The sequence below is a fragment of the Bradyrhizobium uaiense genome, assembly GCF_010811875.1.
GTDB lineage: Bacteria > Pseudomonadota > Alphaproteobacteria > Rhizobiales > Xanthobacteraceae > Bradyrhizobium > Bradyrhizobium uaiense.
The window spans coordinates 1-22196 of the sequence record NZ_VKHP01000159.1 but is presented as its reverse complement, the minus strand read 5'-3'; the positions used below and the strand labels follow the sequence as shown (position 1 = coordinate 22196).

At 64.9% G+C, this 22196-nt stretch carries 25 protein-coding genes; 13 read left to right on the top strand and 12 right to left on the bottom strand.

The genetic code is table 11. The features are described from left to right. The 3 genes from FNJ47_RS30525 to FNJ47_RS30515 all read right to left on the bottom strand — a co-directional run. Window positions 1–937, bottom strand: a 937-nt coding sequence (locus FNJ47_RS30525) for a peptidoglycan L,D-endopeptidase MepK (protein WP_163159663.1), incomplete at its 3' end; no start/stop codon positions are given. A 264-nt stretch (window positions 938–1201) separates the two neighbouring features. After that, on the bottom strand, window positions 1202–3463 hold the full coding sequence (locus tag FNJ47_RS30520; protein ID WP_163159662.1) for a L,D-transpeptidase scaffold domain-containing protein: 2262 nt from the start codon (window positions 3461–3463) through the stop codon (window positions 1202–1204). A 315-nt stretch (window positions 3464–3778) separates the two neighbouring features. Then, complete coding sequence (locus FNJ47_RS30515) at window positions 3779–5269, bottom strand: sigma-54-dependent transcriptional regulator (RefSeq protein ID WP_163159661.1); 1491 nt, start codon at window positions 5267–5269, stop codon at window positions 3779–3781. A 142-nt stretch (window positions 5270–5411) separates the two neighbouring features. Here FNJ47_RS30515 and FNJ47_RS30510 point away from each other — a divergent pair, with 142 nt between their 5' ends. The 9 genes from FNJ47_RS30510 to FNJ47_RS30470 all read left to right on the top strand — a co-directional run bounded on the left by FNJ47_RS30510 (window position 5412) and on the right by FNJ47_RS30470 (window position 14478). Beyond that, a complete protein-coding gene (locus FNJ47_RS30510; protein ID WP_163159660.1) occupies window positions 5412–7328 on the top strand; it encodes a M3 family oligoendopeptidase in 1917 nt (638 codons plus the stop codon). A gap of 237 nt (window positions 7329–7565) precedes the next feature. Beyond that, on the top strand, window positions 7566–7718 hold the full coding sequence (locus FNJ47_RS30505) for an aa3-type cytochrome c oxidase subunit IV (RefSeq protein WP_163159659.1): 153 nt from the start codon (window positions 7566–7568) through the stop codon (window positions 7716–7718). A 143-nt stretch (window positions 7719–7861) separates the two neighbouring features. Then, window positions 7862–8986 (top strand): Re/Si-specific NAD(P)(+) transhydrogenase subunit alpha, encoded by a 1125-nt coding sequence (locus tag FNJ47_RS30500; protein ID WP_163159658.1) that lies wholly within the window; start codon window positions 7862–7864, stop codon window positions 8984–8986. Window positions 8987–8997: 11 nt separating this feature from the next. Then, window positions 8998–9315, top strand: coding sequence for a proton-translocating transhydrogenase family protein (locus FNJ47_RS30495; protein WP_016841609.1), 318 nt, complete (start codon window positions 8998–9000; stop codon window positions 9313–9315). A 44-nt stretch (window positions 9316–9359) separates the two neighbouring features. Beyond that, entirely contained in the window at window positions 9360–10757 is a 1398-nt protein-coding gene (locus tag FNJ47_RS30490; RefSeq protein WP_163159657.1) for an NAD(P)(+) transhydrogenase (Re/Si-specific) subunit beta, read from the top strand. Window positions 10758–11064: 307 nt separating this feature from the next. After that, the gene (locus FNJ47_RS30485; RefSeq protein WP_163159664.1) at window positions 11065–11871 is read left to right on the top strand and encodes an alpha/beta hydrolase; all 807 of its coding nucleotides are present in this window, start codon (window positions 11065–11067) and stop codon (window positions 11869–11871) included. 53 nt (window positions 11872–11924) lie between these two features. Next, the gene (locus tag FNJ47_RS30480) at window positions 11925–13022 is read left to right on the top strand and encodes a calcium:cation antiporter (RefSeq protein WP_163159656.1); all 1098 of its coding nucleotides are present in this window, start codon (window positions 11925–11927) and stop codon (window positions 13020–13022) included. Between the two features lie 39 nt (window positions 13023–13061). Next, window positions 13062–13346, top strand: coding sequence for a cupin domain-containing protein (locus FNJ47_RS30475; RefSeq protein ID WP_028340624.1), 285 nt, complete (start codon window positions 13062–13064; stop codon window positions 13344–13346). A 250-nt stretch (window positions 13347–13596) separates the two neighbouring features. Continuing rightward, complete coding sequence (locus FNJ47_RS30470; protein ID WP_163159655.1) at window positions 13597–14478, top strand: hypothetical protein; 882 nt, start codon at window positions 13597–13599, stop codon at window positions 14476–14478. A 50-nt stretch (window positions 14479–14528) separates the two neighbouring features. On the opposite strand, the gene FNJ47_RS30465 is transcribed toward FNJ47_RS30470, so the two are convergent. Continuing rightward, a complete protein-coding gene (locus FNJ47_RS30465) occupies window positions 14529–15188 on the bottom strand; it encodes a tetratricopeptide repeat protein (RefSeq protein WP_163159654.1) in 660 nt (219 codons plus the stop codon). A 112-nt stretch (window positions 15189–15300) separates the two neighbouring features. Beyond that, complete coding sequence (rpsU, locus tag FNJ47_RS30460; RefSeq protein ID WP_163159653.1) at window positions 15301–15597, bottom strand: 30S ribosomal protein S21; 297 nt, start codon at window positions 15595–15597, stop codon at window positions 15301–15303. Between the two features lie 264 nt (window positions 15598–15861). Between rpsU and aqpZ the strand changes: the two genes are divergently transcribed. Next, window positions 15862–16584 (top strand): aquaporin Z, encoded by a 723-nt coding sequence (aqpZ, locus tag FNJ47_RS30455; RefSeq protein ID WP_163159652.1) that lies wholly within the window; start codon window positions 15862–15864, stop codon window positions 16582–16584. An 83-nt stretch (window positions 16585–16667) separates the two neighbouring features. On the opposite strand, the gene FNJ47_RS30450 is transcribed toward aqpZ, so the two are convergent. Both FNJ47_RS30450 and purE read right to left on the bottom strand, forming a co-directional pair. Further along, a complete protein-coding gene (locus tag FNJ47_RS30450; RefSeq protein WP_163159651.1) occupies window positions 16668–17786 on the bottom strand; it encodes a 5-(carboxyamino)imidazole ribonucleotide synthase in 1119 nt (372 codons plus the stop codon). Beyond that, window positions 17783–18271, bottom strand: coding sequence for a 5-(carboxyamino)imidazole ribonucleotide mutase (gene purE, locus FNJ47_RS30445; RefSeq protein WP_163159650.1), 489 nt, complete (start codon window positions 18269–18271; stop codon window positions 17783–17785). The genes FNJ47_RS30450 and purE overlap by 4 nt, the downstream gene beginning before the upstream one ends. A 145-nt stretch (window positions 18272–18416) precedes the next feature. On the opposite strand from purE, the gene FNJ47_RS30440 reads away from it, so the two are divergent. Beyond that, window positions 18417–19196: a GGDEF domain-containing protein gene (locus tag FNJ47_RS30440; RefSeq protein WP_236000177.1), complete on the top strand. Its 780-nt coding sequence runs from the start codon at window positions 18417–18419 to the stop codon at window positions 19194–19196. Here the strand turns inward: FNJ47_RS30440 and FNJ47_RS30435 are convergent. The 3 genes from FNJ47_RS30435 to FNJ47_RS30425 all read right to left on the bottom strand — a co-directional run bounded on the left by FNJ47_RS30435 (window position 19160) and on the right by FNJ47_RS30425 (window position 20052). Continuing rightward, window positions 19160–19411 (bottom strand): hypothetical protein, encoded by a 252-nt coding sequence (locus FNJ47_RS30435; protein WP_163159648.1) that lies wholly within the window; start codon window positions 19409–19411, stop codon window positions 19160–19162. The genes FNJ47_RS30440 and FNJ47_RS30435 overlap by 37 nt on opposite strands. An 18-nt stretch (window positions 19412–19429) precedes the next feature. Continuing rightward, complete coding sequence (locus FNJ47_RS30430; RefSeq protein ID WP_163159647.1) at window positions 19430–19639, bottom strand: hypothetical protein; 210 nt, start codon at window positions 19637–19639, stop codon at window positions 19430–19432. 206 nt (window positions 19640–19845) lie between these two features. Beyond that, window positions 19846–20052, bottom strand: coding sequence for a YdcH family protein (locus FNJ47_RS30425; protein WP_024583705.1), 207 nt, complete (start codon window positions 20050–20052; stop codon window positions 19846–19848). Here FNJ47_RS30425 and FNJ47_RS30420 point away from each other — a divergent pair. Next, window positions 19960–20169 carry a hypothetical protein gene (locus tag FNJ47_RS30420; RefSeq protein WP_163159645.1) on the top strand — a complete coding sequence of 70 codons (210 nt, stop codon included), beginning with the start codon at window positions 19960–19962 and terminating at the stop codon, window positions 20167–20169. The two genes, FNJ47_RS30425 and FNJ47_RS30420, sit on opposite strands and share 93 nt — an antisense overlap. A 123-nt stretch (window positions 20170–20292) precedes the next feature. Beyond that, window positions 20293–20478: a YdcH family protein gene (locus tag FNJ47_RS30415; RefSeq protein WP_050422666.1), complete on the top strand. Its 186-nt coding sequence runs from the start codon at window positions 20293–20295 to the stop codon at window positions 20476–20478. 102 nt (window positions 20479–20580) lie between these two features. Here the strand turns inward: FNJ47_RS30415 and FNJ47_RS30410 are convergent, their stop codons facing one another. Next, window positions 20581–21741, bottom strand: coding sequence for an NAD(P)/FAD-dependent oxidoreductase (locus FNJ47_RS30410; protein ID WP_283811318.1), 1161 nt, complete (start codon window positions 21739–21741; stop codon window positions 20581–20583). Window positions 21742–21876: 135 nt separating this feature from the next. Then, the coding region (locus FNJ47_RS54795; RefSeq protein WP_236000176.1) for a diguanylate cyclase at window positions 21877–22196 on the bottom strand (320 nt) is incomplete at its 5' end.

Here is a 22196-nt window from a genome sequence, read left to right as displayed (position 1 = left end):
TGTCGGGCGGATCGTCGGGTGGGGCGCGGTGGCTCGCGGCGGCGGGCTGGTGCGGCTGGGGGGGCGGGGGCGGGGTCGGAGCGGCTGGTTTGGTGGGCGCCGCGGCGGCAACCACGGTGTTGGCCGCGGGCTTGTCGTTCACGCTGGCCGCGCCTTCGTCTTCGTCGTCGCTCGACTTGCCCGCTCCGAACAGCTTCGCGAGCAGGGACGGCTTGCTGATCACAGCAGCGTCGTCGCCGTTGCCACGGCGCTCGATGTCGGCCTTGGCGAGCTCATAGCCCTTCAGTGGCGTGCCGTCGGTCGGGACATGGACGGTGCGGCCGTCGGGGAACACCCTGACCAGTTGCTCGCGGGTCATGCGCGGCCAGTGGCGAATGCCGCCGGTGTCGAGATGCACGAACGGCGAACCCGAGGTCGGATAGAAGCCGACGCCGCCGCGCTGCAGGCGCAGGCCGGCGTAGCGGATCTGCTCCAGCGGCACGCCCGGAATGAAGAAGTCCATCGCATGCCCCAGCATGTGCTGGCTGTGGCGCGCGACGCCCGAGGAGCGGCGGCGGAGCATGGCGTTGGTGGCGGGGGCGCGATAGGCGGAGACGATCTGGATCGGCTGCTTGCCGCCGACGTCGTTATAGACTTCCCAGAGGATGTCGAAGAGGTGACGGTCCATCACCGTCTCATCCTGGGAGCGCCAGTCGCGCAGGAAATGATTGAGCTGCTTCAGCGCGGCTTCGTCGTAACGGCCATCGCGCTTGAAGGTGATGGTGAGGTCTTCGTTGGAATGGGTGTGGTGGAAGGAGAGGGTGCGGGTCTGGTTCAGCGCCGTCGCATCGTGCACCGATCCGGCGCCCGCCAACAGCAATAGCGCGGTCAGGCCGACTTGGTACCCGGCCTTAGGCAGCAACAGCGGTTTGAAGCGGCGTGCGAAGACAGCCAGCACTATGAGCCCACCCAGTCGACGAGCGTTCGCTCGGCATCCTCGCAGACCCCCTGCGGAAGACGGTGAACGCTTTCTTAAAGCGGGAGGGTTAACCGAGGTTTACCGACCCGCCCCCAAGTTGGGCTTAACTAACTGGGCGAGTGTGGCAAAAGATAGCCCTGTTCCCGGGACCCCATGGGAAATGGTTAACGTAAACGATCTCGCTTTTTGAGCGAGATCGTTGATTTTGCTTCAAAATTTAGGCCAATCAGGCAGAGAAGCAGATTAGCGGGTGATCACCCGGCGCTGCTGCTGGGCCTGGCCGCGGCGGGCCGGCTGCGGCTCAGGCTGTCCGAATCCCCCGAACAGGCGCTCGAAGAAGTTCGGTCCTGAGGAGCCGAAGCCGCTGTTGTCGCCGGCCACGTTGACGCCCGGAGGCAGGCTGCTGCTCGGCGGCCGCGAATAGCTCGGCTGGGCGTGCGCCACCACCGTTTCGAGATCCTTGCCGCGGCTGTTCTTGAGCAGCGACAGCATGGTGGCGTCGCGGCCGTAAACGTCCCTGCGGATTTGCAGCTTGCCGGCGTCGTCCACGAACGCGGTCTGGTAGGTGATGTTCACCGGGATCGGCGTCGGGAATTTCAGGTCGACTTCGCTGGAGCCGTACATGCCGCGGATCCGCTCCGGCGTGTAGTGCTGGTTCGGCTCGGCGATGTTGAGCAGCACCGAAGCGTATTGATCGGGATTCTGCACGCGCATGCAGCCGTGGCTGAAGGCGCGCTCGTCCTTCGCGAACAGGTACTTGTCCGGCGTGTCATGCTGATAGACCAGGAACTTGTTCGGGAAGTTGAAGCGGATGCGGCCGAGCGCGTTGGCTTCGCCGGGCGGCTGCGAGATGTGGATCGAGCCGTCGCGGTTGCGCTCGAGCTTGAGGCCCATGCGCTGCAGCACCGTCGGATCCTGCTGCAGGGCCGGCAGATACTCGTTGTAGATGATCGACGGCGGCACGTTCCAGGTCGGGTTGACCGTGATGTACTTCATCGTCTCGGTCAGAAGCGGCGTCGCATGCTGGCCGGGCTTGCCGGTGACGACGCGCGTGGTCCAGGCCTGCGCGCCGTTCTGCATCACCTTCAGCGTGTAGTCGGGGATGTTGAGGATCACATAGGCATTGCCGAGATTGGCGGCGCCGAGCTGGCGCGGCAGCCAGCGCCAGCGTTCCATGTTGACGATCACGGTGTCGATCTGGCGGTCGCGCTTCGGATTGTTCAGCGCCTTGACCGTGCGCTCGTCGAGCACGCCGGTCGGCTTGAGATCGACGCTGCCCTGGAATCTCTCAACCGCGCGCGCGACGGTCGCGTCGTACTTGGTGCTGTCGGCATTCTCGGTGACGCCGAGCTTGTTGCGCAGGTCCGGCACGCGCGGATCGTCCATCTCGACCGCGGCCTGCTTCTTGCGCGCCGGCAAATATTTCAAGACGGGGCCGTCAGCGATCGGGATCACCGGGCCGTCGCCTTGGCCACGCAGCTCGGCGAGTTTCTTCTTGAGGTCCTTGTAGAGCTTCTGCGGCGGGTTATAGCCGTCGAGCGCGGCCGAGGCGTCCTTCGCGGAGGTCACGTTCGCGAACACTTCCGCCGGATCGATCGGGTGTTCCGGATAGAGGATGTCCGCCGACACCTGCGACCAGTGCATGCGGCCGCTCTGGGCCTGGCGTGCATAGTCCAGCATGCTGGACGCGAGCTTCAGTTCGGCGTCGGCCAGCGCATCGGGTGACGTCGCTGCGGCGAAATCCGGCACCGGATAGTCTGATGCATCGAGGCCGTCGGCAGCCGCATCCTTCAGGCGGGCGATGACGCCCTTGCCGGTGTCGGTGAGCTTGCCGGCCTTGGTGAAGACAGGCGCGTAGTCGCGGGCCGAATAGAATTTCTCGGCCGCAGCGCGCTCGTTCTTGCGATCGAAGGTGCGCAGCGTCTTGCTGGCGAGCTGCTCGCGCAGCTTGTCGGCGACCGGCTGATCCTCGGAGGCAACGTTGCTCGCGGCCTTTGCGAGTTCGGTCGCCGGAGCAGCCGCCGTCGCGGGAGCAGGAGCTGTGGCGAGTGCGGTGGCCGTTGCCGGCGGAGTTGCGGATGGCGCAACGGCGGGATCAGTCTTCGGTGTATCCGCCTTCGGTGCGTCGGCAGGCTTGGTCGCGACATCGGCGGGCTTCGGCTCGGCGGCCTTCGCCGTCGCGCTCGGCTCTGCCGGCTTTGCATCCGCCGGCTTTGTATCGGCAGGTTTGGCCTCGGTGGCCTGCGCGTCGGCGGGCTTCACGTCAGCCGGCTTGGCCGCGTCGGGCAGCGCCGCGGTAGTGTCGGCCTTGAAATCGCTTGCGGTGGGCGGCGGGATGTTGGCCGGTTCGGGGCGCGGGATCGCGGCGTCGATCGCCAGTTCCGCGGCGCTGGATCGAGGCGTGTCCTGTGCGAAGGCTGCGGTCGCGGACACCGTGAGGAAGGTTGCCGCGACGGCCGTCAATACGCGGTCAAATCCCCGACGGTTGTTCGAACAGTCACGCATCGTCACACCCCCTGGGTGGAACTGCTCCTGGTCAAACTGGAACAGTTCAAATCAGTATTTGTTTCATAGCTTGCGCGGAAGCGCCGGCCTCTCGATCGACTCGCACGCCTGCACGCAACGAACGCAGACGATACATTTGCCCCTCGTATGCAGCCAGCGCCATGCGGGGCAACTCACGACAAACTGACCTCGAAGCAGCTGATTTTGCTCGGGCTGTGCGTTTTTGCCACGCGGCACAGCCTTTGTCTGTCACCGCCACGACACGGTTCAAAAGGTTCCCTGGTTTTGTTCGATTGGCCCGAGGCCAGTGGCTTCCTAGGTGGCGTCGCTGGTGCGCGTGCCGTCCGCCGCTTCGTCGAGTTTGCGGTAGAGGGTCGAGCGGCCGATCTTGAGGCGTCGCGCGACCTCCGACATCTGTCCGCGGTAATGCGAAATCGCGAAGCGGATGATCTCGTTCTCGAGATCTTCCAGCGGGCGCACCTCGCCCGCGGAGGTGAGCATCGAGAGACCGCCGGCCGTGGGAAGGGCGGTTGTTGCCGGTATTTCATTACCGGAAATCATCGCGGGCGCCGTGGAGGGCGACACCACCAGCGGCTCGCCCTGCAAAGATTTGCCTTCCGGCACCGGATGCGCGCTCCCCTGCGGGAAATCGGCCAGCCCAAGCTGGTCGCCGTCGCTCATCACCACGGCGCGATACACCGTGTTCTCGAGCTGGCGGATGTTGCCCGGCCAGTCGAGCTGCGCCAGATACGCCATCGCATCGCCGCTGATTCCGGTGATGTTGCGGTTCTCCTCGGCGCAGAACCGCGCCAGGAAATGCCGCAGCAAATGCGGAATGTCTTCGCGCCGCTGCCGCAGCGCCGGAATGGTCAGCGGCAGCACGTGCAGGCGGTAGAACAGGTCCTCGCGGAACTGGCCGGCTTTCACGAGATCGAGCAGCTTGCGGTTGGTCGCAGAGATGATGCGGACATCGACCTTGACCGGCTTGCGGCCGCCGACCGCCTCGACGGTGCCTTCCTGCAGCGCGCGCAGCAGCTTCACCTGCGTGGCCAGCGGCAATTCGCCGACCTCGTCGAGGAACAGCGTGCCGCCATGGGCCTCGACGAACTTGCCCTGGTGGCGCTCGGTGGCGCCGGTGAAGGCGCCCTTCTCATGGCCGAACAGGATCGATTCGACGAGATTGTCCGGGATCGCGCCGCAGTTCACTGCGACGAACGGCTTGGCCTTGCGCTCGCTGCTGCCATGGATGGCGCGCGCGAACAGTTCCTTGCCGACGCCGGACTCGCCCTCGATCAGCACGGGAATCGTCGAGGATGCGGCTTTCTGCGCGGTGCGCAGCACCCCGGCCATCGCCTCGCTGCGGGTGATGATGTCGGAGAAGGTCAGCCGGCCCTCGCGGCTGTGGCGGATGCGCTGCAATTCGCCCTTGAGCGCCGAGGCGTTGAGGGCATTGCGCAGGGACACCTGCAGCCGTTCGAAGCCGACCGGCTTGACGACGAAATCCTGGGCACCGGCGCGCATCGCCGACACCACATTGTCGATGCCGCCATGCGCGGTCTGGACGATCACCGGGACGTTCAAACCAGCTTCACGAATCTTTGCGAGGACTCCGAGACCGTCGAGGCCCGGCATCACGAGGTCGAGCACGACGGCATCGATCGTCTGCGTCTCGGATGCGGTCAAAGCCGCTACCGCCGCGTCGCCGCTGTCCACGACGAGGGGCTCATAGCCGCACTTCTGCACCATGTTTTCAACCAAACGACGCTGTACTGCGTCATCATCGGCGATCAAAATGGTGGCAGCCATGGTTTTCCCCGCACATTACGATTATTTGTCTCGAATCGGGGCACTGTCGCCGATGCCGATTAACGCACTCTTAAACGTTGCAAACCCGCATTCATTCCGCCGCCGCCGACATCTTTCCGACTGAAGTAAGGTTACGAACAAGATGACCTCGCGCTCCAAAACTGCTCCGAACAAGTCTGCTCTCAGCAAGGCCGCTCTCCGCAAGGACACCGCGCTGCGCAAGACGGCCGCGCAACGCAAACCGGCCCCGGCCGGCCCGGCGGCAAAAAAGGCAGCCAGCAAGACCGGCAAGCTTCCGGAATGGAATCTGGCAGATCTCTACTCCGGTATCGACGCGCCAGAGGTTGCACGCGACCTGCAGAAAATGGATGCAGATTGCGTCGCGTTTGAGACCGACTTCAAGGGCAAGCTTGCCGAAAATACCGCCAGGGAAGGCGGCGGAAAGTGGCTTGCCGAGGCGGTCCGCCGCTACGAGGCGATCGACGATCTGGCAGGCCGTCTCGGCTCTTATGCCGGTCTGGTCCATGCCGGCGACAGCGTCGATCCCGCGATCTCGAAATTCTACGGCGACGTGTCGGAACGGCTGACGGCCGCATCGGTGCATCTCCTGTTCTTCTCGCTCGAGCTCAACCGGGTTGACGATGATGTGATCGAGCGCGCGATGGCCGAACCCGAACTCGGCCACTACCGGCCCTGGATCGAGGATCTGCGCAAGGACAAGCCGTACCAGCTCGAGGATCGCGTCGAGCAGCTCTTCCACGAGAAGGCGCAGAGCGGCTACGCAGCCTGGAACCGGCTGTTCGACCAGACCATCTCCGGCCTGCGCTTCAAGGTCTCAGGTAAGGAGCTCGCGATCGAGCCGACGCTGAACCTGTTGCAGGACAAGGCGGGGGACAAGCGCAAGTCCGCCGCGCAGGCGCTGGCCAAGACCTTCAAGGACAATGAGCGCACCTTCGCGCTGATCACCAACACGCTCGCCAAGGACAAGGAAATCTCCGATCGCTGGCGCGGCTTCCAGGATGTCGCGGACTCCCGCCATCTCAACAACCGCGTCGAGCGCGAGGTGGTGGACGCACTGGTCGCCTCCGTGCGTGCAGCCTATCCGAAGCTGTCGCACCGCTATTACGCGTTGAAGGCCGGCTGGTTCAAAAAGAAGAAGCTGCCGCACTGGGACCGCAACGCGCCGCTGCCGTTTGCGGCGACCGGCACGATCGCCTGGCCCGAGGCGCGCAACATGGTGCTGTCGGCCTATAACGGCTTCTCGCCGAGGATGGCCGAGATCGCCGAGCGCTTCTTCGACGATCGCTGGATCGATGCGCCGGTCCGTCCCGGCAAGGCGCCCGGCGCGTTCTCGCATCCGACCACGCCGTCGGCGCATCCCTATGTGCTGATGAACTACCAGGGCAAGCCGCGCGACGTGATGACGCTGGCGCATGAGCTCGGCCATGGCGTGCATCAGGTGCTGGCGGCGAAGAACGGCGCACTGATGGCGCCGACGCCGCTGACGCTGGCGGAGACCGCGAGCGTGTTCGGCGAGATGCTGACCTTCAAGCGGCTGCTGTCGCAGACCAGGAACGCCAAGCAGCGCCAGGCGCTGCTCGCGGGCAAGGTCGAGGACATGATCAACACCGTGGTGCGGCAGATCGCGTTCTATTCATTCGAGCGCGCGGTCCATACCGAGCGCAAGAATGGCGAGCTCACCGCCGAGCGGATCGGCCAGCTCTGGCTCAGCGTGCAGGGCGAGAGCCTTGGGCCCGCCATCGAGATCAAGCCGGGCTACGAGACCTTCTGGATGTACATCCCGCACTTCATCCACTCGCCGTTCTACGTCTACGCCTATGCGTTCGGCGACTGCCTGGTGAACTCGCTCTATGCGGTCTACGAGCATGCGTCGGAGGGCTTCGCCGAGCGCTATCTCGACATGCTCGCCGCCGGCGGCACCAAGCACTATTCCGAGTTGCTGCGGCCGTTCGGGCTCGACGCCAAGGACCCGAAATTCTGGGATGGCGGCCTCTCCGTCATCGCCGGCATGATCGACGAGCTGGAGGCGATGGGCTGACGCCCATCGGGCTTTCGGTCCGCCCGGTCAGATTTGTTCGGCATTTTTTGCGCCTCACGGCATGATCGTCCCGTGGCGCCCGCGTTTGGGGGAGTAATCCTGTCGCGGGGCCGTCGCTCGAGGGGTGAATCGGGGACGATTTGCGCTTCAAATCGCCCGATCGGGACCACGCCGTTGCCCTGCCAAGCTGTTTGCGGTAATGGCTCGCAGAACGCGAATTTCTGACTGGGGACAGCGATGGCAGACCATAGCGAAGTGGCCTATACGACCGCTGACGGCAACGATTACGTGGCGCATGAGCAGACCTATGAAGGGTTTCTCATCCTGGTCAAATACGGCACCATCAGCGTCGCCATCCTCCTCGCTCTGATGGCCTATTTCCTGGTCTGATCCCTGATCGGCTAGCGGCATCGCCGTCCCGCGGCGGTGCCGGAATTTCTGTCGAAAACCTGGATGCAAAAACCGGGTATCCAATCTGGCGAAAATAACGCTAGTTTGAAGACGCGTGCGCCGCTCGCGCCGCCGGAGGGCCCATGAAGATTGCCGTTGCCAAGGAAATTGATCCGTCCGAGCCGCGGGTTGCGGTTTCGCCCGATACCATCAAGAAGTTCAAGGCGATCGGCGCCGAGGTCGCGGTCGAGCCGGGCGCGGGCATCAAGTCGGGCCTGCCCGATTCGGAGCTCACCGCAGCCGGCGCCACCGTCTCTGCCGATGCGCTCAAGGACGCCGACATCATCATCAAGGTGAAGCGGCCCGAGGCCTCCGAACTCTCCAAATACAAGCGCGGTGCGCTGGTCATCGCGATCATGGACCCCTATGGCAACGATGCCGCGCTGAAAGCGATGGCCGATGCCGGCGTTTCGGCGTTTGCGATGGAATTGATGCCGCGCATCACCCGCGCCCAGGTGATGGACGTGCTGTCCTCACAGGCCAATCTGGCCGGCTACCGGGCGGTGATCGAGGGTGCCGAGGCGTTCGGCCGCGCCTTCCCGATGATGATGACCGCCGCCGGCACCGTTCCGGCCGCCAAGGTGTTCGTGATGGGCGTCGGCGTTGCCGGCCTGCAGGCGATCGCGACGGCGCGGCGGCTTGGTGCCGTCGTCACCGCGACCGACGTGCGGCCCGCTACCAAGGAGCAGGTCGAATCGCTCGGCGCGAAATTCCTCGCCGTCGAGGACGAGGAGTTCAAGAACGCGCAGACCGCCGGCGGCTATGCCAAGGAAATGTCCAAGGAGTATCAGGCCAAGCAGGCCGCGCTGACCGCCGAGCACATCAAGAAGCAGGACATCGTGATCACCACCGCGCTGATCCCGGGCCGTCCGGCGCCGAAGCTGGTGTCGGGCGAGATGGTGAAATCGATGAAGCCCGGTTCGGTGCTGGTCGATCTCGCGGTCGAGCGCGGCGGCAATGTCGAGGGCGCCAGGCCCGGCGAGGTCGTCGAGACCGACGGCATCAAGATCGTCGGCTACACCAATGTCGCCGGCCGCGTCGCTGCTTCGGCCTCGAGCCTCTATGCGCGCAACCTGTTCTCGTTCATCGAGACGATGGTCGACAAGGCCAACAAGGCGCTCGCGGTCAATTGGGACGACGAGCTGGTGAAGGCCACCGCGCTGACCAAGGACGGCGCCGTCATCCATCCCAACTTCCAGCCGAAGTAAGGAGAGAAGCCATGGAGCATCTCGCGCAGGCCGTTGATCCCTTCGTGTTCCGGCTGTCGATTTTCGTTCTCGCCGTGTTCGTCGGCTATTTCGTGGTGTGGTCGGTGACACCGGCGCTGCACACGCCGCTGATGAGCGTGACCAACGCGATCTCGTCGGTGATCGTGGTCGGCGCGCTGCTCGCGGTCGGCGTCGGCATGGTGTCGAGCGGCTCGGGCTGGGCCCGCGGCTTCGGCTTCGTCGCGCTGATCTTCGCCTGCGTGAACATCTTCGGCGGCTTCCTGGTCACCCAGCGCATGCTGGCGATGTACAAGAAAAAAGCCAAGTAACGGCAACCACCTCGGGGTGATGTAAGAATTTGGGGGGACCTGAGATGAGCGCCAATCTCTCTGCACTATTGTATCTCGTGGCGGGTGTGCTGTTCATCCTGTCGCTGCGCGGCCTGTCGAGCCCGGCATCGTCGCGCCAGGGCAACATGTTCGGCATGATCGGCATGGCGATCGCGGTCGGCACCACGCTGGCGAGCCATCCGCCGGCCGACGGCGTGGCCTGGCTGCTGGTCATTCTCGCGGTCGCGATCGGCGGAGGCATCGGCGCCGTCATCGCGCGCCGTGTGCCGATGACCTCGATGCCCGAGCTCGTCGCCGCATTCCACTCGCTGGTCGGCATGGCCGCGGTGCTGGTCGCCGCCGGCGCGTTCTATGCGCCCGAGGCGTTCGATATCGGCACGCCCGGCAACATCCATCCGCAGAGCCTGGTCGAGATGTCGCTCGGCGTCGCGATCGGCGCGCTGACCTTCACCGGCTCGGTGATCGCGTTCCTGAAGCTCTCGGCACGGATGAGCGGCGCGCCGATCATCCTGCCGTTCCGCCACGCGATCAACATCGTGCTGGCGCTGGCGCTGGTGTTCTTCATCGTCGGCCTCGTGATGTCGGGCAGCGCGCTCGACTTCTGGCTGATCACGATCATCGCGCTGGCGCTCGGCGTGCTGATGATCATCCCGATCGGCGGCGCCGACATGCCGGTCGTGATCTCGATGCTGAACTCCTACTCCGGCTGGGCCGCGGCCGGCATCGGCTTCACGCTCGGCAACTCGGCGCTGATCATCACCGGCGCGCTGGTCGGGTCGTCGGGCGCGATCCTGTCCTACATCATGTGCCACGCGATGAACCGCTCGTTCATCTCGGTGATCCTCGGCGGCTTCGGCGGCGAGACCGCGGCCGCCGGCGGCGGCTCCGGCGAGCAGAAACCCGCCAAGCTCGGCTCGGCCGATGACGCCGCCTTCATCATGAAGAACGCCTCCAAGGTCATCATCGTGCCCGGCTACGGCATGGCGGTGGCGCAGGCCCAGCACGCGCTGCGCGAAATGGCAGATCTGCTGAAGAAGGAAGGCGTCGAGGTGAAATACGCCATTCACCCGGTGGCGGGCCGCATGCCCGGCCACATGAACGTGCTGCTGGCCGAGGCCAACGTGCCCTATGACGAGGTGTTCGAGCTCGAGGACATCAACTCCGAGTTCGCCCAGGCCGACATCGCCTTCGTGATCGGCGCCAACGACGTCACCAATCCGGCGGCGGAAGAGGACAAGACCTCGCCGATCTACGGCATGCCGGTGCTGCAGGTCTGGAAGGCCGGCACGGTGATGTTCATCAAGCGCTCGCTGGCCTCCGGCTATGCCGGCATCGACAATCCGCTGTTCTACCGCGACAACACCATGATGCTGCTCGGCGACGCCAAGAAGGTCACCGAGAACATCGTCAAGGCGATGTAGGACGGCTTCGATGGTTCTGAACCGGGAGTGGCATCGACAGCATCGCATGCCGCCCCGGGCCACGCGCGAGCAGCGCATCAAGTGGCATGTCGCGCATGCGAAAGTTTGCGCTTGCCGGCCCGTTCCCGACAGCATCAGGCTCGAGGTCGAAAAGCTGCTCTCTTCCGGGCGCAGGCCACTCTCGCCGGCTGCCAAAGACCGAGGGCGGGGCCAAAAACTGCGAAACAACCCCATGCAAAGTAGCAATGGGGTCTCATATCATCGGACACACTAAATCTAGAGCTGCAGGCGAGATTTGCGCGTGGTTCTGACGATCCTGAAATGGCTGCTGATCGTCGCCGCGGTCGTCTATCTCGGTGGCCTTGCGGTGCTGTACGTCAAGCAGCGCGAGATGCTGTTTCCGATTCCGCCGGTGGGACGGACCGCGCCGGCAGCCGCCGGCCTTCCCGAGGCCGAAGAGCATGTGCTGGCCACTGCTGACGGCGAGGAGGTCATCGTCTGGCATGTGCCGGCGAAGCCCGGCCGTCCGGTGGTGCTGTTCTTTCCCGGCAATGGCGATTTCCTTGCCGGGCGCGTTGCGCGCTTCAAGGGCATCATCGCCGACGGCACCGGGCTGGTCGCGCTGTCGTACCGGGGCTATGCGGGCTCGAGCGGATCTCCGACCGAGCAGGGGCTGCTGCAGGATGTAGCAGTGGCCTACGCGTTCACCGCAGCGCGCTACCGTCCCGCGCAGATCGTGGTCTGGGGCTTCTCACTCGGCACCGGCGTTGCGGTTGCGCTCACCGCCGAACATCCGGTCGGCCGCTTGATCCTGGAGGCGCCATACACGTCGACGGCCGACGTCGCCGGCGAGCACTTCTGGTTTGTGCCGATCAGCCTGTTGATGCGGGATCAATTCCACTCCGATCGGCGAATCAGCGGCGTGACGGTGCCGCTGCTGATCATGCATGGCACCGACGATCCGGTGATCCCGATTCGTTTCGGCGAGCGCCTGTTCGGCCTCGCCCATGAGCCCAAGCAGTTCGTGCGACTGCCCGGTGGCGGGCACGACAATCTCGACGATTTCGGTGCGATGGGGACGGCGCGGCCGTTTATCGACGCCGCCAGTGGCTGACGGCGGCGATTGTCTATCGCATAATCGTCCCATTGAAGTGAGGGGACCCCACGATGAGCGCACACGCACCGATGCCACGGTCGGCCTGGCTGTATCCTGTTCTGGCGGTGCTGTTGTTCGCCGCGGTCACGGCCACCGGCTACAGCTTCGCGCCATCGTCCCCCGGCTGGGTGTTCGCGGCCGTGCTGCTGGTGATCCTGTTCGGCACTGTGTTCGCGGCCGTCCATCACGCCGAGATGATTGCCGAGCGGATCGGCGAGCCGTTCGGCACGCTGCTCCTGACGCTGGCCGTCACGATCATCGAGGTGGCGCTGATCTCGACCATCATGCTGGGCGACACGCCGGCGCCGACGCTCGCGCGCGACACCGTGTTTGCGGTGGTCATGATCGTCTGCAACGGCCTGGTCGGGCTCTGCATCTTCATCGGCGGCATCCGCTACCGTGAGCAGGACTTCCAGATCACCGGCGCCAACCTCTACCTCAGCGTGCTGTTCGTGCTCGCGACCATCACGCTGGACATGCCGAATTTCACGCTGACGGCGCCGGGCCCGATCTATTCCACGGCCCAGCTCGCCGTGATCAGCATCGTGACCCTGCTGCTCTACGCCGTGTTCCTCTACACCCAGACCATCCGCCACCGCGACTACTTCGTCGGCGGCGCCAACGAGGCGGCCGCGCATGGCGAGGTGATGTCGGACCGCATGACCGCGATCAGCGTTGCCTTGCTGTTGGTGTCGCTGCTGGCGGTGGTGCTGCTGGCCAAGAAGTTCTCGCTGGTGGTCGATGTCGTCACGGTCAAGATCGGTGCGCCGCCGGCCTTTGCCGGTCTGGTGGTGGCGGCGCTGATCCTGCTGCCGGAGAGCGTTGCCGCGGTGGCGGCGGCGCGCAAGAACGACCTGCAGAAGAGCATCAACCTCGCGCTCGGCTCCTCGATCGCCACCATCGGGCTCACGGTTCCCGCCGTGGCCCTTGCCGCCCATGTGCTCGACAAGGAGCTGGTGCTCGGGCTCAGCAACCAGCATATGCTGATCCTGCTGCTGACCTTCATGGTCAGCATGCTCACCTTCGGAACCGGGCGCACCAACATCCTGTTCGGGCTTGTTCACATGGTGGTATTCGCGGTGTTCGTGTTCATGGTGTTCGTGCCGTAGGGCACGATGCGCTCAAACAAGAAACTTGGAGAAGTGATGATGCTCAGCGCCAAATCGGACGTGCAGGTGGATACGGCGGAGGTTCGCGTGACCGAATGGCGGCTCGCGCCCGGCAGCGCCACCGGCCACCACACCCACGAGATGGACTACGTCATCGTTCCGATTACGGCGGGCGAGATGACGATCGTGGCGCCGAACGGCGAGCGCTCGAAGGCCCAGCTCGGGGCCGGCAAATCCTATTTCCGCAAGGCAGGGGTCCAGCATGACGTGCTGAACGAGACGGCCAGCGAGATCGTGTTCCTCGAGGTCGAGCTCAAGCCCTGATGAGGGCGGTAACCCTGCGCGCGCCGAATGGCAGGTCCGTGTTCGCGCGGCTGTGGAAATTCATAAGCCGTTAACGGCTGCGCGATGATCTAGAAGGCGGATGCGGCCTGCGCAGGGGGCGCCTCCGCTGAAACCAAAGTGACACCAAAGGTGACGTCGGAACGGGGGTTTGCCACCGATCCGACGCAGTTGATCCCTGAATGTGCCTCAAAGTTCCAGCATGAAATAACGGGGTGGGGAGTGGCAGGTCATGCTGAGTTACCTGAAGAAATTTGTGATGGACATCTTACCCTCGGTGGCAGCGACCATCATCGGGGCGTACATCGTCAACCACTACATCGTGTCCAAGCCGGAAGTGCCCGCCGCCGCGGCCGTGACCACTGCCGTCGATCCCAAAGCCGCCGCCAAGCCCGCCACCGTCGTCAGCAGCCTCCCCGAAGCCGGCGTGAAGGCCAAGGGCATGTCCGAGCGCACGCTGATCGAGCGCTCGGCCTCAGAGAAGGCCACCGTCACCGAGAAGCCCGCCGACCCCAAATCGGCTGACTCCAAACCTACCGATTCGAAGGCCGATGCTCCGGCCGATACCGCCAGCATCCCGACCGACACCCGCCACCACACGGCGGCGCCAAAGGCCGTCGCCAAGGTGACGCCTGCCGCGCCGCAGCCGGCCGCGCCTGCCACCTCCGCGGCACCGGCCGAGGCCGCCGCGTCGGCATCGGAGGAAAACCGCGACGCCAACGATCTCGCGCGCGCCGCCATCGAACGGCTGCGCAAGGATCGCCCGCAGGAGGCCGCGCGCACCGACCTCGCCCGCCTGCCTGAGGCGCAGCGTCCGGCAACCGCGTCGGCGATCCGGCCGTTGCCGCCGCCGATCATGGTGTCGAACCCCTCGACTGAGAACGTCGACCAATCCTCGCAGCAGCGTCCGCCCTACGCCGCCGGCGCCCAAGATTCGAACCGCGATTCGAATCGGCTGACGCCGCCGGCCGACATCCCGGTCCCGGTGATCCAGGCGCCGCTCGACCTGCGCGCCGACGCGGCTATGCCTGCGCCGAAGAATGACCACACCTCGGTGACCGACGACATGTTCTCCGGCATGAAGTCGATGTTCCACGCCGTTCTGCCGAAGTAGACCGAAGCGTCGGCCTACCCCTTCCCGATGGGTTTACTTCACGCGAATTGCTAGCCGCCGGTGCGCGCCAGCCCGCTGCGCGCGTTGCCGTCATTGGGCCGCAGCGCGAGCACGCGATTGTAGGACGCCGCAGCCTTGGCCTTGTCGCCAAGCCGCTCATAGGTCTGGCCGCGCGCACTCCACGCCGCAACGTTGTTGGGATCGGCCTGCACGGCCTCGTCGAGGTCGGTGGCGGCTTGCCTGGCGTTGTCGAGCGCAAGGTAGCTGGTGGCGCGGCCGATCAGCGGCTCGGCCTTCTGCGGCGACAGCCCGCTGGCCGCCGTGAAATCGTCGATCGCCTGCTGATGCTGTCCGCGGCCCTGATGGATCAGGGCGCGGCCGTAGAGCGCCTGGATGTTGTAAGGGTCGGCCTTCAGCGCTTGCTCAAACTCCGCCTGCGCCTCGTCCAGCTTGCCGGAGCGCGCCAGCACCTGCGCACGCGTGGTGTGATCCTTGGCGCTGTTGATGTCCTGCGGCGTGATGGTGTCGGCGGCGGGCTTGTCGGCGGTGGCAGCCGGCTTCGGCTTGTCGTCCGAGCCCCACGACCCGAGGTCGAACGAGCAGCCCCCGAGCGGCAGGCCGAGAGCCACCGCAATGATGACGAGGTGCGGGGCGCGACGGCGGTGCGCAGGTTCCGGGAAGAGGGGGCGGGGTGCCGGAACAGCCATCATGCAAAATGCTCTTGCCGGTAATTTTGCATGGGTCCCCGGAACGCGGCTTGCTTCAAAACGACAACGCGGGCCCGTGGCCCGCGCTGTTAGACTTCCAAATCGGCAAAACGGTTCAGCGGGGGCCGCGACTGGCGCCTGCACCACCGGGACGGCCGCCGCGGTCGCCACCGGGACCAGCGCCGAACACCGGCTTCGGCTTCATCGGCAGCAGGCCTTCGCGCTGCAGCTTCTTGCGGGCCAGCTTGCGCGCGCGGCGCACGGCTTCAGCCTTTTCGCGAGCCTTCTTCTCAGAGGGCTTTTCGTAGTGACCGCGGAGCTTCATCTCGCGGAAAATGCCCTCGCGCTGCATCTTCTTCTTCAGCGCCTTCAGGGCTTGGTCGACATTGTTATCGCGGACGAGAACCTGCACGCGGCATCCTCTTTTGAATTGATCGGTTCGGAATTCTGGCAAGGTAAAGGGGCGGCAAAAGGCCTGCTTCTCAACCCTAGGCGCGCGCATGTATCAGACAAACGCGCAGATGTCCACCGGTCGAGTGACTTTCGGGCCTAGTAAAGCCACGAAATGGGGCGAAAATGCCTTTGTGCGGCCCTGATTTGGGTGGTTTGGCGCCAGGATCGAGGCCGCTCCCGGAGTTTTGGATAACCCGGACATTGGAAATAGGGGAGATGCCACATGGAGATGAAGAAATACGCGGCCGAGCTGATCGGTACGTTCTGGCTCACATTCGCGGGCTGCGGCAGCGCTGTCATCGCAGCCGGCTTTCCGCAGGTCGGGATCGGCCTGGTCGGCGTGTCATTGGCCTTCGGGCTGAGCGTGGTGACCATGGCCTATGCGATCGGCCATATCTCGGGTTGCCACCTCAATCCGGCCGTGACGGTTGGGCTTGCTGCGGGTGGGCGTTTCCCGGGTGGTCAGGTGCTGCCTTACATCATCGCGCAGGTCGCCGGCGCGATCGTCGCGGCCTGGTTGCTCTACGTGATCGCGAGCGGTGCGCCCGGCTTCGATGTCAGCAAGGGTTTTGCCTCCAACGGCTATGACGCGCACTCACCGGGCCATTACAGCATGGTGGTGTGCTTCATCACCGAGGTCGTGATGACCATGATGTTCCTGTTCATCATCATGGGATCGACCCACGGCAAGGCGCCGGCCGGCTTCGCGCCGCTCGCCATCGGCCTTGCGCTGGTAATGATCCATCTCGTCAGCATTCCCGTCACCAACACCTCGGTGAACCCGGCGCGCAGCACCGGACCGGCGCTGTTCGTCGGTGGCTGGGCGCTGGGGCAGCTCTGGATGTTCTGGGTCGCGCCTTTGATCGGCGGTGCGCTCGGCGGCGTGATCTATCGCTGGCTCAGCGACGAGCCGGCCGGCGTGGTCGCCGGCGTCAAGACTGCGTGATCTGCGAATGGGGTCGTGGCTGCCACAATCCCATTTTTCATCGATGCGAAGCTCAAACCACGGCACTGAAGCGTGATGAAGTCTCATCGCGCTTCGGTCGAACTACGGCTTGCGGGCGTCACTTCGGTGACATGGCCCATCTTGCGGCCGGGGCGCGGCGTGCCCTTGCCGTACAGATGCACGGTGGCGCCGGGAACGGTGAGCCATTGCTCGTAACTCAGGATGTCGTCGCCGATCAGGTTGGTCATGGTGACGTCGCCGTGGCGCACCGGCTTGCCCAACGGCCAGCCGGCGATCGCGCGGATGTGCTGCTCGAACTGTGAGATCGAGGCGCCGTCGAGCGTCCAGTGACCGGAATTGTGCACGCGCGGCGCGATCTCGTTGACCAGCACCGTCGCCTTGCCGTTGCCGGGCACCACGAACAGCTCCACCGCAAGCACGCCGACATAGTCGAGCGCCGCGGCGATCTTCTCGGCGATCGCGCGCGCCTGCGCCGCAAGCGCCTCGGGGATCGCGGCTGGCGCGCGGGAGATCTTCAGAATGTGGTCGCGGTGCTCGTTCTCGGTGACGTCGAAGCACTCGACCTCGCCGGAGGCGGAGCGTGCGGCGATCACCGAGATCTCGCGCTCGAACGGCACGAAGGCCTCGAGGATCGCCGATTTGGTGCCGAGGTCGTCCCAGACCTGCGCGATGTCATCGCCCTGGCGGATGATGGCCTGGCCCTTGCCGTCATAGCCGAAGCGGCGGGTCTTGATCACCGCCGGCAGGCCGATGCGTTCGATCGCGGTGCGCAGCGTGGCGACCGAGGAAACGTCGGCATAATCGGCGGTGCCGATGCCGAGCTTGCTGATGAAATCCTTCTCGATCAGCCGGTCCTGCGTGGTCTCGAGGATCTTGTACGCGGGCAGCACCGGGCGGCGCGCGGCGAGCACCATCGCGGTCGCGGCCGGAACGTTCTCGAATTCATAGGTGACGACGTCGACGTCGTTGGCGAACAGTTCGAGCGCCTCGACGTCGGCATATTCCGCGCAGGTCGCACGCTGCACCACGTCGAAGGCCGGCGAATCCGGATCGGGCGAAAACACCTGGCTGCGGAGCCCGAGACGCGCTGCGGCCATCGCCAGCATCCGGCCCAATTGTCCGCCGCCGAGGATTCCAATGGTGTCGCCCGGCTTCAGCTTCACGAGGTTCGAAGCCGTCACGCCGTGCCCTCCGGATGCTCCTTGACCGCATCGGTCTGCTGCTTGCGCCAGGCCGCAAGCCGGACCGACAAAGCGGGATCGTTGAGCGCGAGCACGCTCGCCGCGAGCAACGCGGCATTGATCGCGCCGGCCTTGCCGATCGCGAGCGTCCCGACCGGGATGCCGGCGGGCATCTGCACGATCGAATAGAGCGAATCGACGCCGGACAGCGCCTTCGATTCGACGGGAACCCCGAACACCGGAAGCTCGGTCAGCGCGGCCGTCATGCCCGGCAGATGCGCGGCACCGCCGGCGCCGGCAATGATCACCTTGTGGCCGGCCGCCTTGGCACCCTTGGCGAAGGCATAGAGCCGATCCGGGGTGCGGTGGGCCGAAACGATGCGCGTTTCGCAGGCAACACCCAGCGCAGCCAGGGTCTCGGCAGCATGGCGCATGGTTTCCCAGTCGGACTGGCTTCCCATGATGATGGCGATCGGAGCGGTCATCTCTTCAATTCTGTTCAGGAATCCAAAAGCATAGGCCGATTATAGGGGCGGCCCGGTTCTCATCCAAGGCGTGGCAAGGGAGTTAGAATGGACTATCCTGTCTTGGTGAATCCCGGCAAGCCTTCATAAGCAGGCCTCAACAAGGATGCGCATGAAGAAGAAGACGACTGCGGCCGCCTCCGGAGCCGCAAAGCGACGGAAAGGCGCGCCTGCGGCGCGTAAATCCGCACCGGGCAAAAGAACTGGAACCAGAGGCGCTGGAACCAAAGCGGCCGGAACCAAGGCTGCGACGCGCGGCGCGCTCGCGCCCAGCGACAAATCCACGATCCGCAGGTTGCGGGCGCAGCTGGCACGGGCCCAGGCCCGGATCGAGGAGCTGCAGGCCTCGTCCGAGACCGATTTCCTGCTCGACATCCTGAACCGGCGCGGCTTCGAGCGCGAGCTCGTCCGTTCGCTGTCCTTCATCAAGCGCTACCAGGCCTCCGGCGCGTTGATCGTGCTCGACGTCGACCGCCTCAAGCCGATCAACGATGCCTTCGGGCACGCGGCAGGCGACGAGGTGCTGAAGGCGATCGTTGCCGCGATCTCGGACCAGGTGCGCGCCTCTGACGTGATCGGCCGTCTCGGCGGTGACGAGTTTGCGGTACTGTTGTGGAATCTCAGCGAGACCGACGCGCGCGCCAAGGCGGCTGCGCTGGAAGAAGCGATCGATCGCCTGACCTTCGTGTTCCGCGGCAGCCGGGTCTCCGCCGGCGCCTCGGCGGGCGTTGCGATCCTCACCGCGCATTCCGATGTCGATCGGGTTCTCGATGAGGCCGACCGTGCGATGTATGTGCGCAAGGCGCAGCGGCGTCATGAATCCCAAGGGATTCCAGAGGATCCTGGAGGTTACAGCGCGCTCAGGTCTTCAGGCACATTGCCGTAGGCGCGCAACAGCTTGGCATCGCCGAATTCGCCGATCGCTGGATCGCCGGTGCGGCTGAACGCGACGGCGCCGATGCTGCCCGGCATCCGCGACATGGTCTCCGCCCGGCGCAGTGCGATCGCCGAGCTCTGACATTCCTCGGCGCTGCCGGCGACCGGCGAGCCGTCGTCGTCCTGCATGAAGGGCAGTGCCACGTAATAGGTCACGTCGGTCATTGCTTGCTCCCCTTAAGATCAGGCGGCGTCGCTCGCCGCTTGTGTTCGCGCCGGCACGCAGCCGGCGGTAATCGCGGCCTGCAATTCCTCGAGCTCGGCTTCCAGATATTCGTTGGCCATGATCAGCGCCTTGATGGTGCTGCGCAGGTTGCCGTCGCACATCGCGATCGCCTGATCGCAGGCCTTCTCGTAGTGGCTGTGCTGGGGCAGGGAAGGCGGTGCGGACATGGCGGAACTCCCTCTGATGGCGGCTGGGTCGATATGTTCTCTTTTTGTTCCAAAGGAGTCAAGCGTGGATCACCGCGCGCGCATCCGTTGCCGCGAACGTGAAGCCCGACGTGATGCCAGCGAGGCGCTGTGGATGACGGGGAAAACCGCGGGGCCGAGCTGAACCTCGGCCGGCGAACCGCAAGGCGTGCGCAGCCGCCGGCGCGTCAGGCGATGATGTCGGGCGTGATCTGGTCTTCGATGAAGGCGATGCGATCGCGCAATTGCAGCTTCCGCTTCTTCAAGCGTTGCAGCATCAGGAGATCCGGCGCTGGCGACTGATGCAACGCGTCGATCGCGGCATCGAGGTCGCGGTGCTCTTGCTGCAGACGCGCAAGCTCGGCGAGGAGTTCACGCTCATCCTGATCGTTCATGGTTGTGTATTAACTGGTAAGCACGACGAGGTTGTTGCGGCCGAAGCAGCCGCTTACCGGAATATCCTCCCTGCGCGCGCGCCGCGCAAGCCGAACCGGTTCCACAGTCACGATTAGTTACAGATAAACCGAAATGCGTGCCTGCGGCATATCGCTTCTCCTATCGACAGCCCAATCCACTCGTGTACACTTGTTGGTCCGGATCGAACCTGAGGTTTAACGCACCGAGGAGTGTTCGCAATGGCGATACAGGCCCATCTCGTTGAGCTGGAGCGTAAACACAAAATACTCGAGAACGAACTGCACGAAGCACTCGTTCACCCCTCCGTAGACGACCTGCATATTTGCGAGCTGAAGCGCCGCAAGCTGATGGTCAAGGATCAAATCGAGCGGTTGAGACTTTCCGCCGACGACACGGTCCACTAGGTTCCCGTAAATCAGCAAATAATCCTGACCTTTCACCGAGGGATGAACGCCGTGGCGCGCATCCCCCGGGAGGCCAGGCTGCGTTTGCCAAGCTGTATTCGCTCAGCGCCCTGCCAGCTCGCCGACGTGGTCGGCGACAGCGAGCGATGACGTCAGTCCGGGGGACTCGATCCCAAACAGGTTGATCAGCCCGGCGACGCCGTGATCGGCCGGGCCCTGGATCAGGAAGTCCTGGGTCGCGACCGCCGGCGGCACGATCTTGGGCCGGATTCCCGAATAGCTCGGCATCAGTGCCCCATCCGGCAAGGTCGGCCAGTATTTCCGGATCGCCGGATAGAACCGCTCGGCCCGATCAGGGTCGACGGCATAATCGATGTGGTCGATCCACTCGACGTCGGGGCCGAACCGCGCCTGTCCGGCCATGTCGAGCGTCAGGTGGACGCCAAGCCCGCCGGGCTCCGGCACCGGATAGATCAGGTGCGAGAACGGCGCTTTGGCGCTGCAGCTGAAATAATTGCCCTTGGCCAGATATGCCGTTGGAATCAATTCGATCGGCATGCCCTCGATGCTGCGTGCGACCGCCGTTGCGCCGAGGCCGGCGGCATTGACCAGGAGATCGCAGGCGAGCGTCATCGGCGCCGCACCGCCGGCCTCGATCTCGAACCCGTCAGCGGTGACCCTGGCGCGGAGCAGCGGCGTGTGGAAGGCGAAGGCCGCTCCGGCTGCCTCGGCGTCGCCGCGCAGCGCCAGCATGTAGGCATGGCTGTCGATGATCCCGGTGGAGGGCGACAGCAGCGCCGCGTCGCAGTTCAGCGCCGGCTCGAGCGCGCGTGCCGCCTCGCCCGACAACAGCTGCATGTCGTCGACGCCATTGGCCGCGGCATGCGCGCGGATCGACTGCAGTTTTTCGGTCTCCGCGGGCGTGGTGGCGACGATCAGCTTACCGCAATTCCTGTGCGGAATGCCGTGCTCGGCGCAGTAGCGGTAGAGCGCCCGCTTGCCGCTGACGCACATCCGCGCCATCAGGCTGCCGGCACGGTAGTAGATGCCGGCATGGATCACCTCGCTGTTGCGTGACGAGGTCACCGTGCCGATCCCTTCGGCCTCTTCGATCACAATCACTTCGCGGCCGGCCTGTGCCAGCCTCCGCGCCACGGCGAGGCCGATCACCCCCGCACCGACGATCACGCAATCAACCCTGTCCATCTCGTCCTTCAGGTCCGCACATTTCCGCGCAGCAGCGACGCCGCCAACATCGTTCAGCCGATCCGATCGCCTTCTGCAAGTGCTTGGGCCATCTCAAATAGTCGGGGAGCCATGCCCAGTTAGTGGAGCATTAATCATGTCAGGGCAATTGCCTTAGATTAACCGGCATTTTCCGGTTGCATCAGTACGCGTTTACCCGATCCAAACCGCCGGAGCCGGACACTCGCCCGAGAAATCTTCGGGTGATCGATGGCTGGCAGGAAGTGGCAGGCGGGCGGGAAGAATTCGATTCCGGCAAGGGCCGTGCTTTGCCTGATCGCTGCCGTCGTGCCGTACGGTGCTGCCCGGGCCGCCTCCGATGCCTTCGCGCCGTCGACCTATCTCGGCGACCTCGATCAGCACCTTGTCGCCCATCGCATGGCCGTAGACGTCGTTGATCTCCTTCAGCCCGTCGAGGTCGACGCAGAGCACGGCGAACTCCTCGTCGGTGCCGTCGCAGGCCTCGATCATCT

What these genes read in the sequence shown, in the direction of transcription:
- FNJ47_RS30425 (WP_024583705.1), bottom strand. Translation starts at nt 20,052, where the DNA reads ATGAACGATCAGGATGAGCGTGAACTCCTCGCCGAGCTTGCGCGTCTG.
- FNJ47_RS30490 (WP_163159657.1), top strand. Translation starts at nt 9,360, where the DNA reads ATGAGCGCCAATCTCTCTGCACTATTGTATCTCGTGGCGGGTGTGCTG.
- FNJ47_RS30420 (WP_163159645.1), top strand. Translation starts at nt 19,960, where the DNA reads ATGCAACGCGTCGATCGCGGCATCGAGGTCGCGGTGCTCTTGCTGCAG.
- purE (WP_163159650.1), bottom strand. Translation starts at nt 18,271, where the DNA reads ATGACCGCTCCGATCGCCATCATCATGGGAAGCCAGTCCGACTGGGAA.
- FNJ47_RS30435 (WP_163159648.1), bottom strand. Translation starts at nt 19,411, where the DNA reads ATGACCGACGTGACCTATTACGTGGCACTGCCCTTCATGCAGGACGAC.
- FNJ47_RS30520 (WP_163159662.1), bottom strand. Translation starts at nt 3,463, where the DNA reads ATGCGTGACTGTTCGAACAACCGTCGGGGATTTGACCGCGTATTGACG.
- FNJ47_RS30465 (WP_163159654.1), bottom strand. Translation starts at nt 15,188, where the DNA reads ATGATGGCTGTTCCGGCACCCCGCCCCCTCTTCCCGGAACCTGCGCAC.
- FNJ47_RS30500 (WP_163159658.1), top strand. Translation starts at nt 7,862, where the DNA reads ATGAAGATTGCCGTTGCCAAGGAAATTGATCCGTCCGAGCCGCGGGTT.
- FNJ47_RS30430 (WP_163159647.1), bottom strand. Translation starts at nt 19,639, where the DNA reads ATGTCCGCACCGCCTTCCCTGCCCCAGCACAGCCACTACGAGAAGGCC.
- FNJ47_RS30475 (WP_028340624.1), top strand. Translation starts at nt 13,062, where the DNA reads ATGCTCAGCGCCAAATCGGACGTGCAGGTGGATACGGCGGAGGTTCGC.
- FNJ47_RS30495 (WP_016841609.1), top strand. Translation starts at nt 8,998, where the DNA reads ATGGAGCATCTCGCGCAGGCCGTTGATCCCTTCGTGTTCCGGCTGTCG.
- FNJ47_RS30505 (WP_163159659.1), top strand. Translation starts at nt 7,566, where the DNA reads ATGGCAGACCATAGCGAAGTGGCCTATACGACCGCTGACGGCAACGAT.
- FNJ47_RS30515 (WP_163159661.1), bottom strand. Translation starts at nt 5,269, where the DNA reads ATGGCTGCCACCATTTTGATCGCCGATGATGACGCAGTACAGCGTCGT.
- FNJ47_RS30440 (WP_236000177.1), top strand. Translation starts at nt 18,417, where the DNA reads ATGCGCATGAAGAAGAAGACGACTGCGGCCGCCTCCGGAGCCGCAAAG.
- FNJ47_RS30470 (WP_163159655.1), top strand. Translation starts at nt 13,597, where the DNA reads ATGCTGAGTTACCTGAAGAAATTTGTGATGGACATCTTACCCTCGGTG.
- FNJ47_RS30415 (WP_050422666.1), top strand. Translation starts at nt 20,293, where the DNA reads ATGGCGATACAGGCCCATCTCGTTGAGCTGGAGCGTAAACACAAAATA.
- FNJ47_RS30510 (WP_163159660.1), top strand. Translation starts at nt 5,412, where the DNA reads ATGACCTCGCGCTCCAAAACTGCTCCGAACAAGTCTGCTCTCAGCAAG.
- aqpZ (WP_163159652.1), top strand. Translation starts at nt 15,862, where the DNA reads ATGGAGATGAAGAAATACGCGGCCGAGCTGATCGGTACGTTCTGGCTC.
- FNJ47_RS30480 (WP_163159656.1), top strand. Translation starts at nt 11,925, where the DNA reads ATGAGCGCACACGCACCGATGCCACGGTCGGCCTGGCTGTATCCTGTT.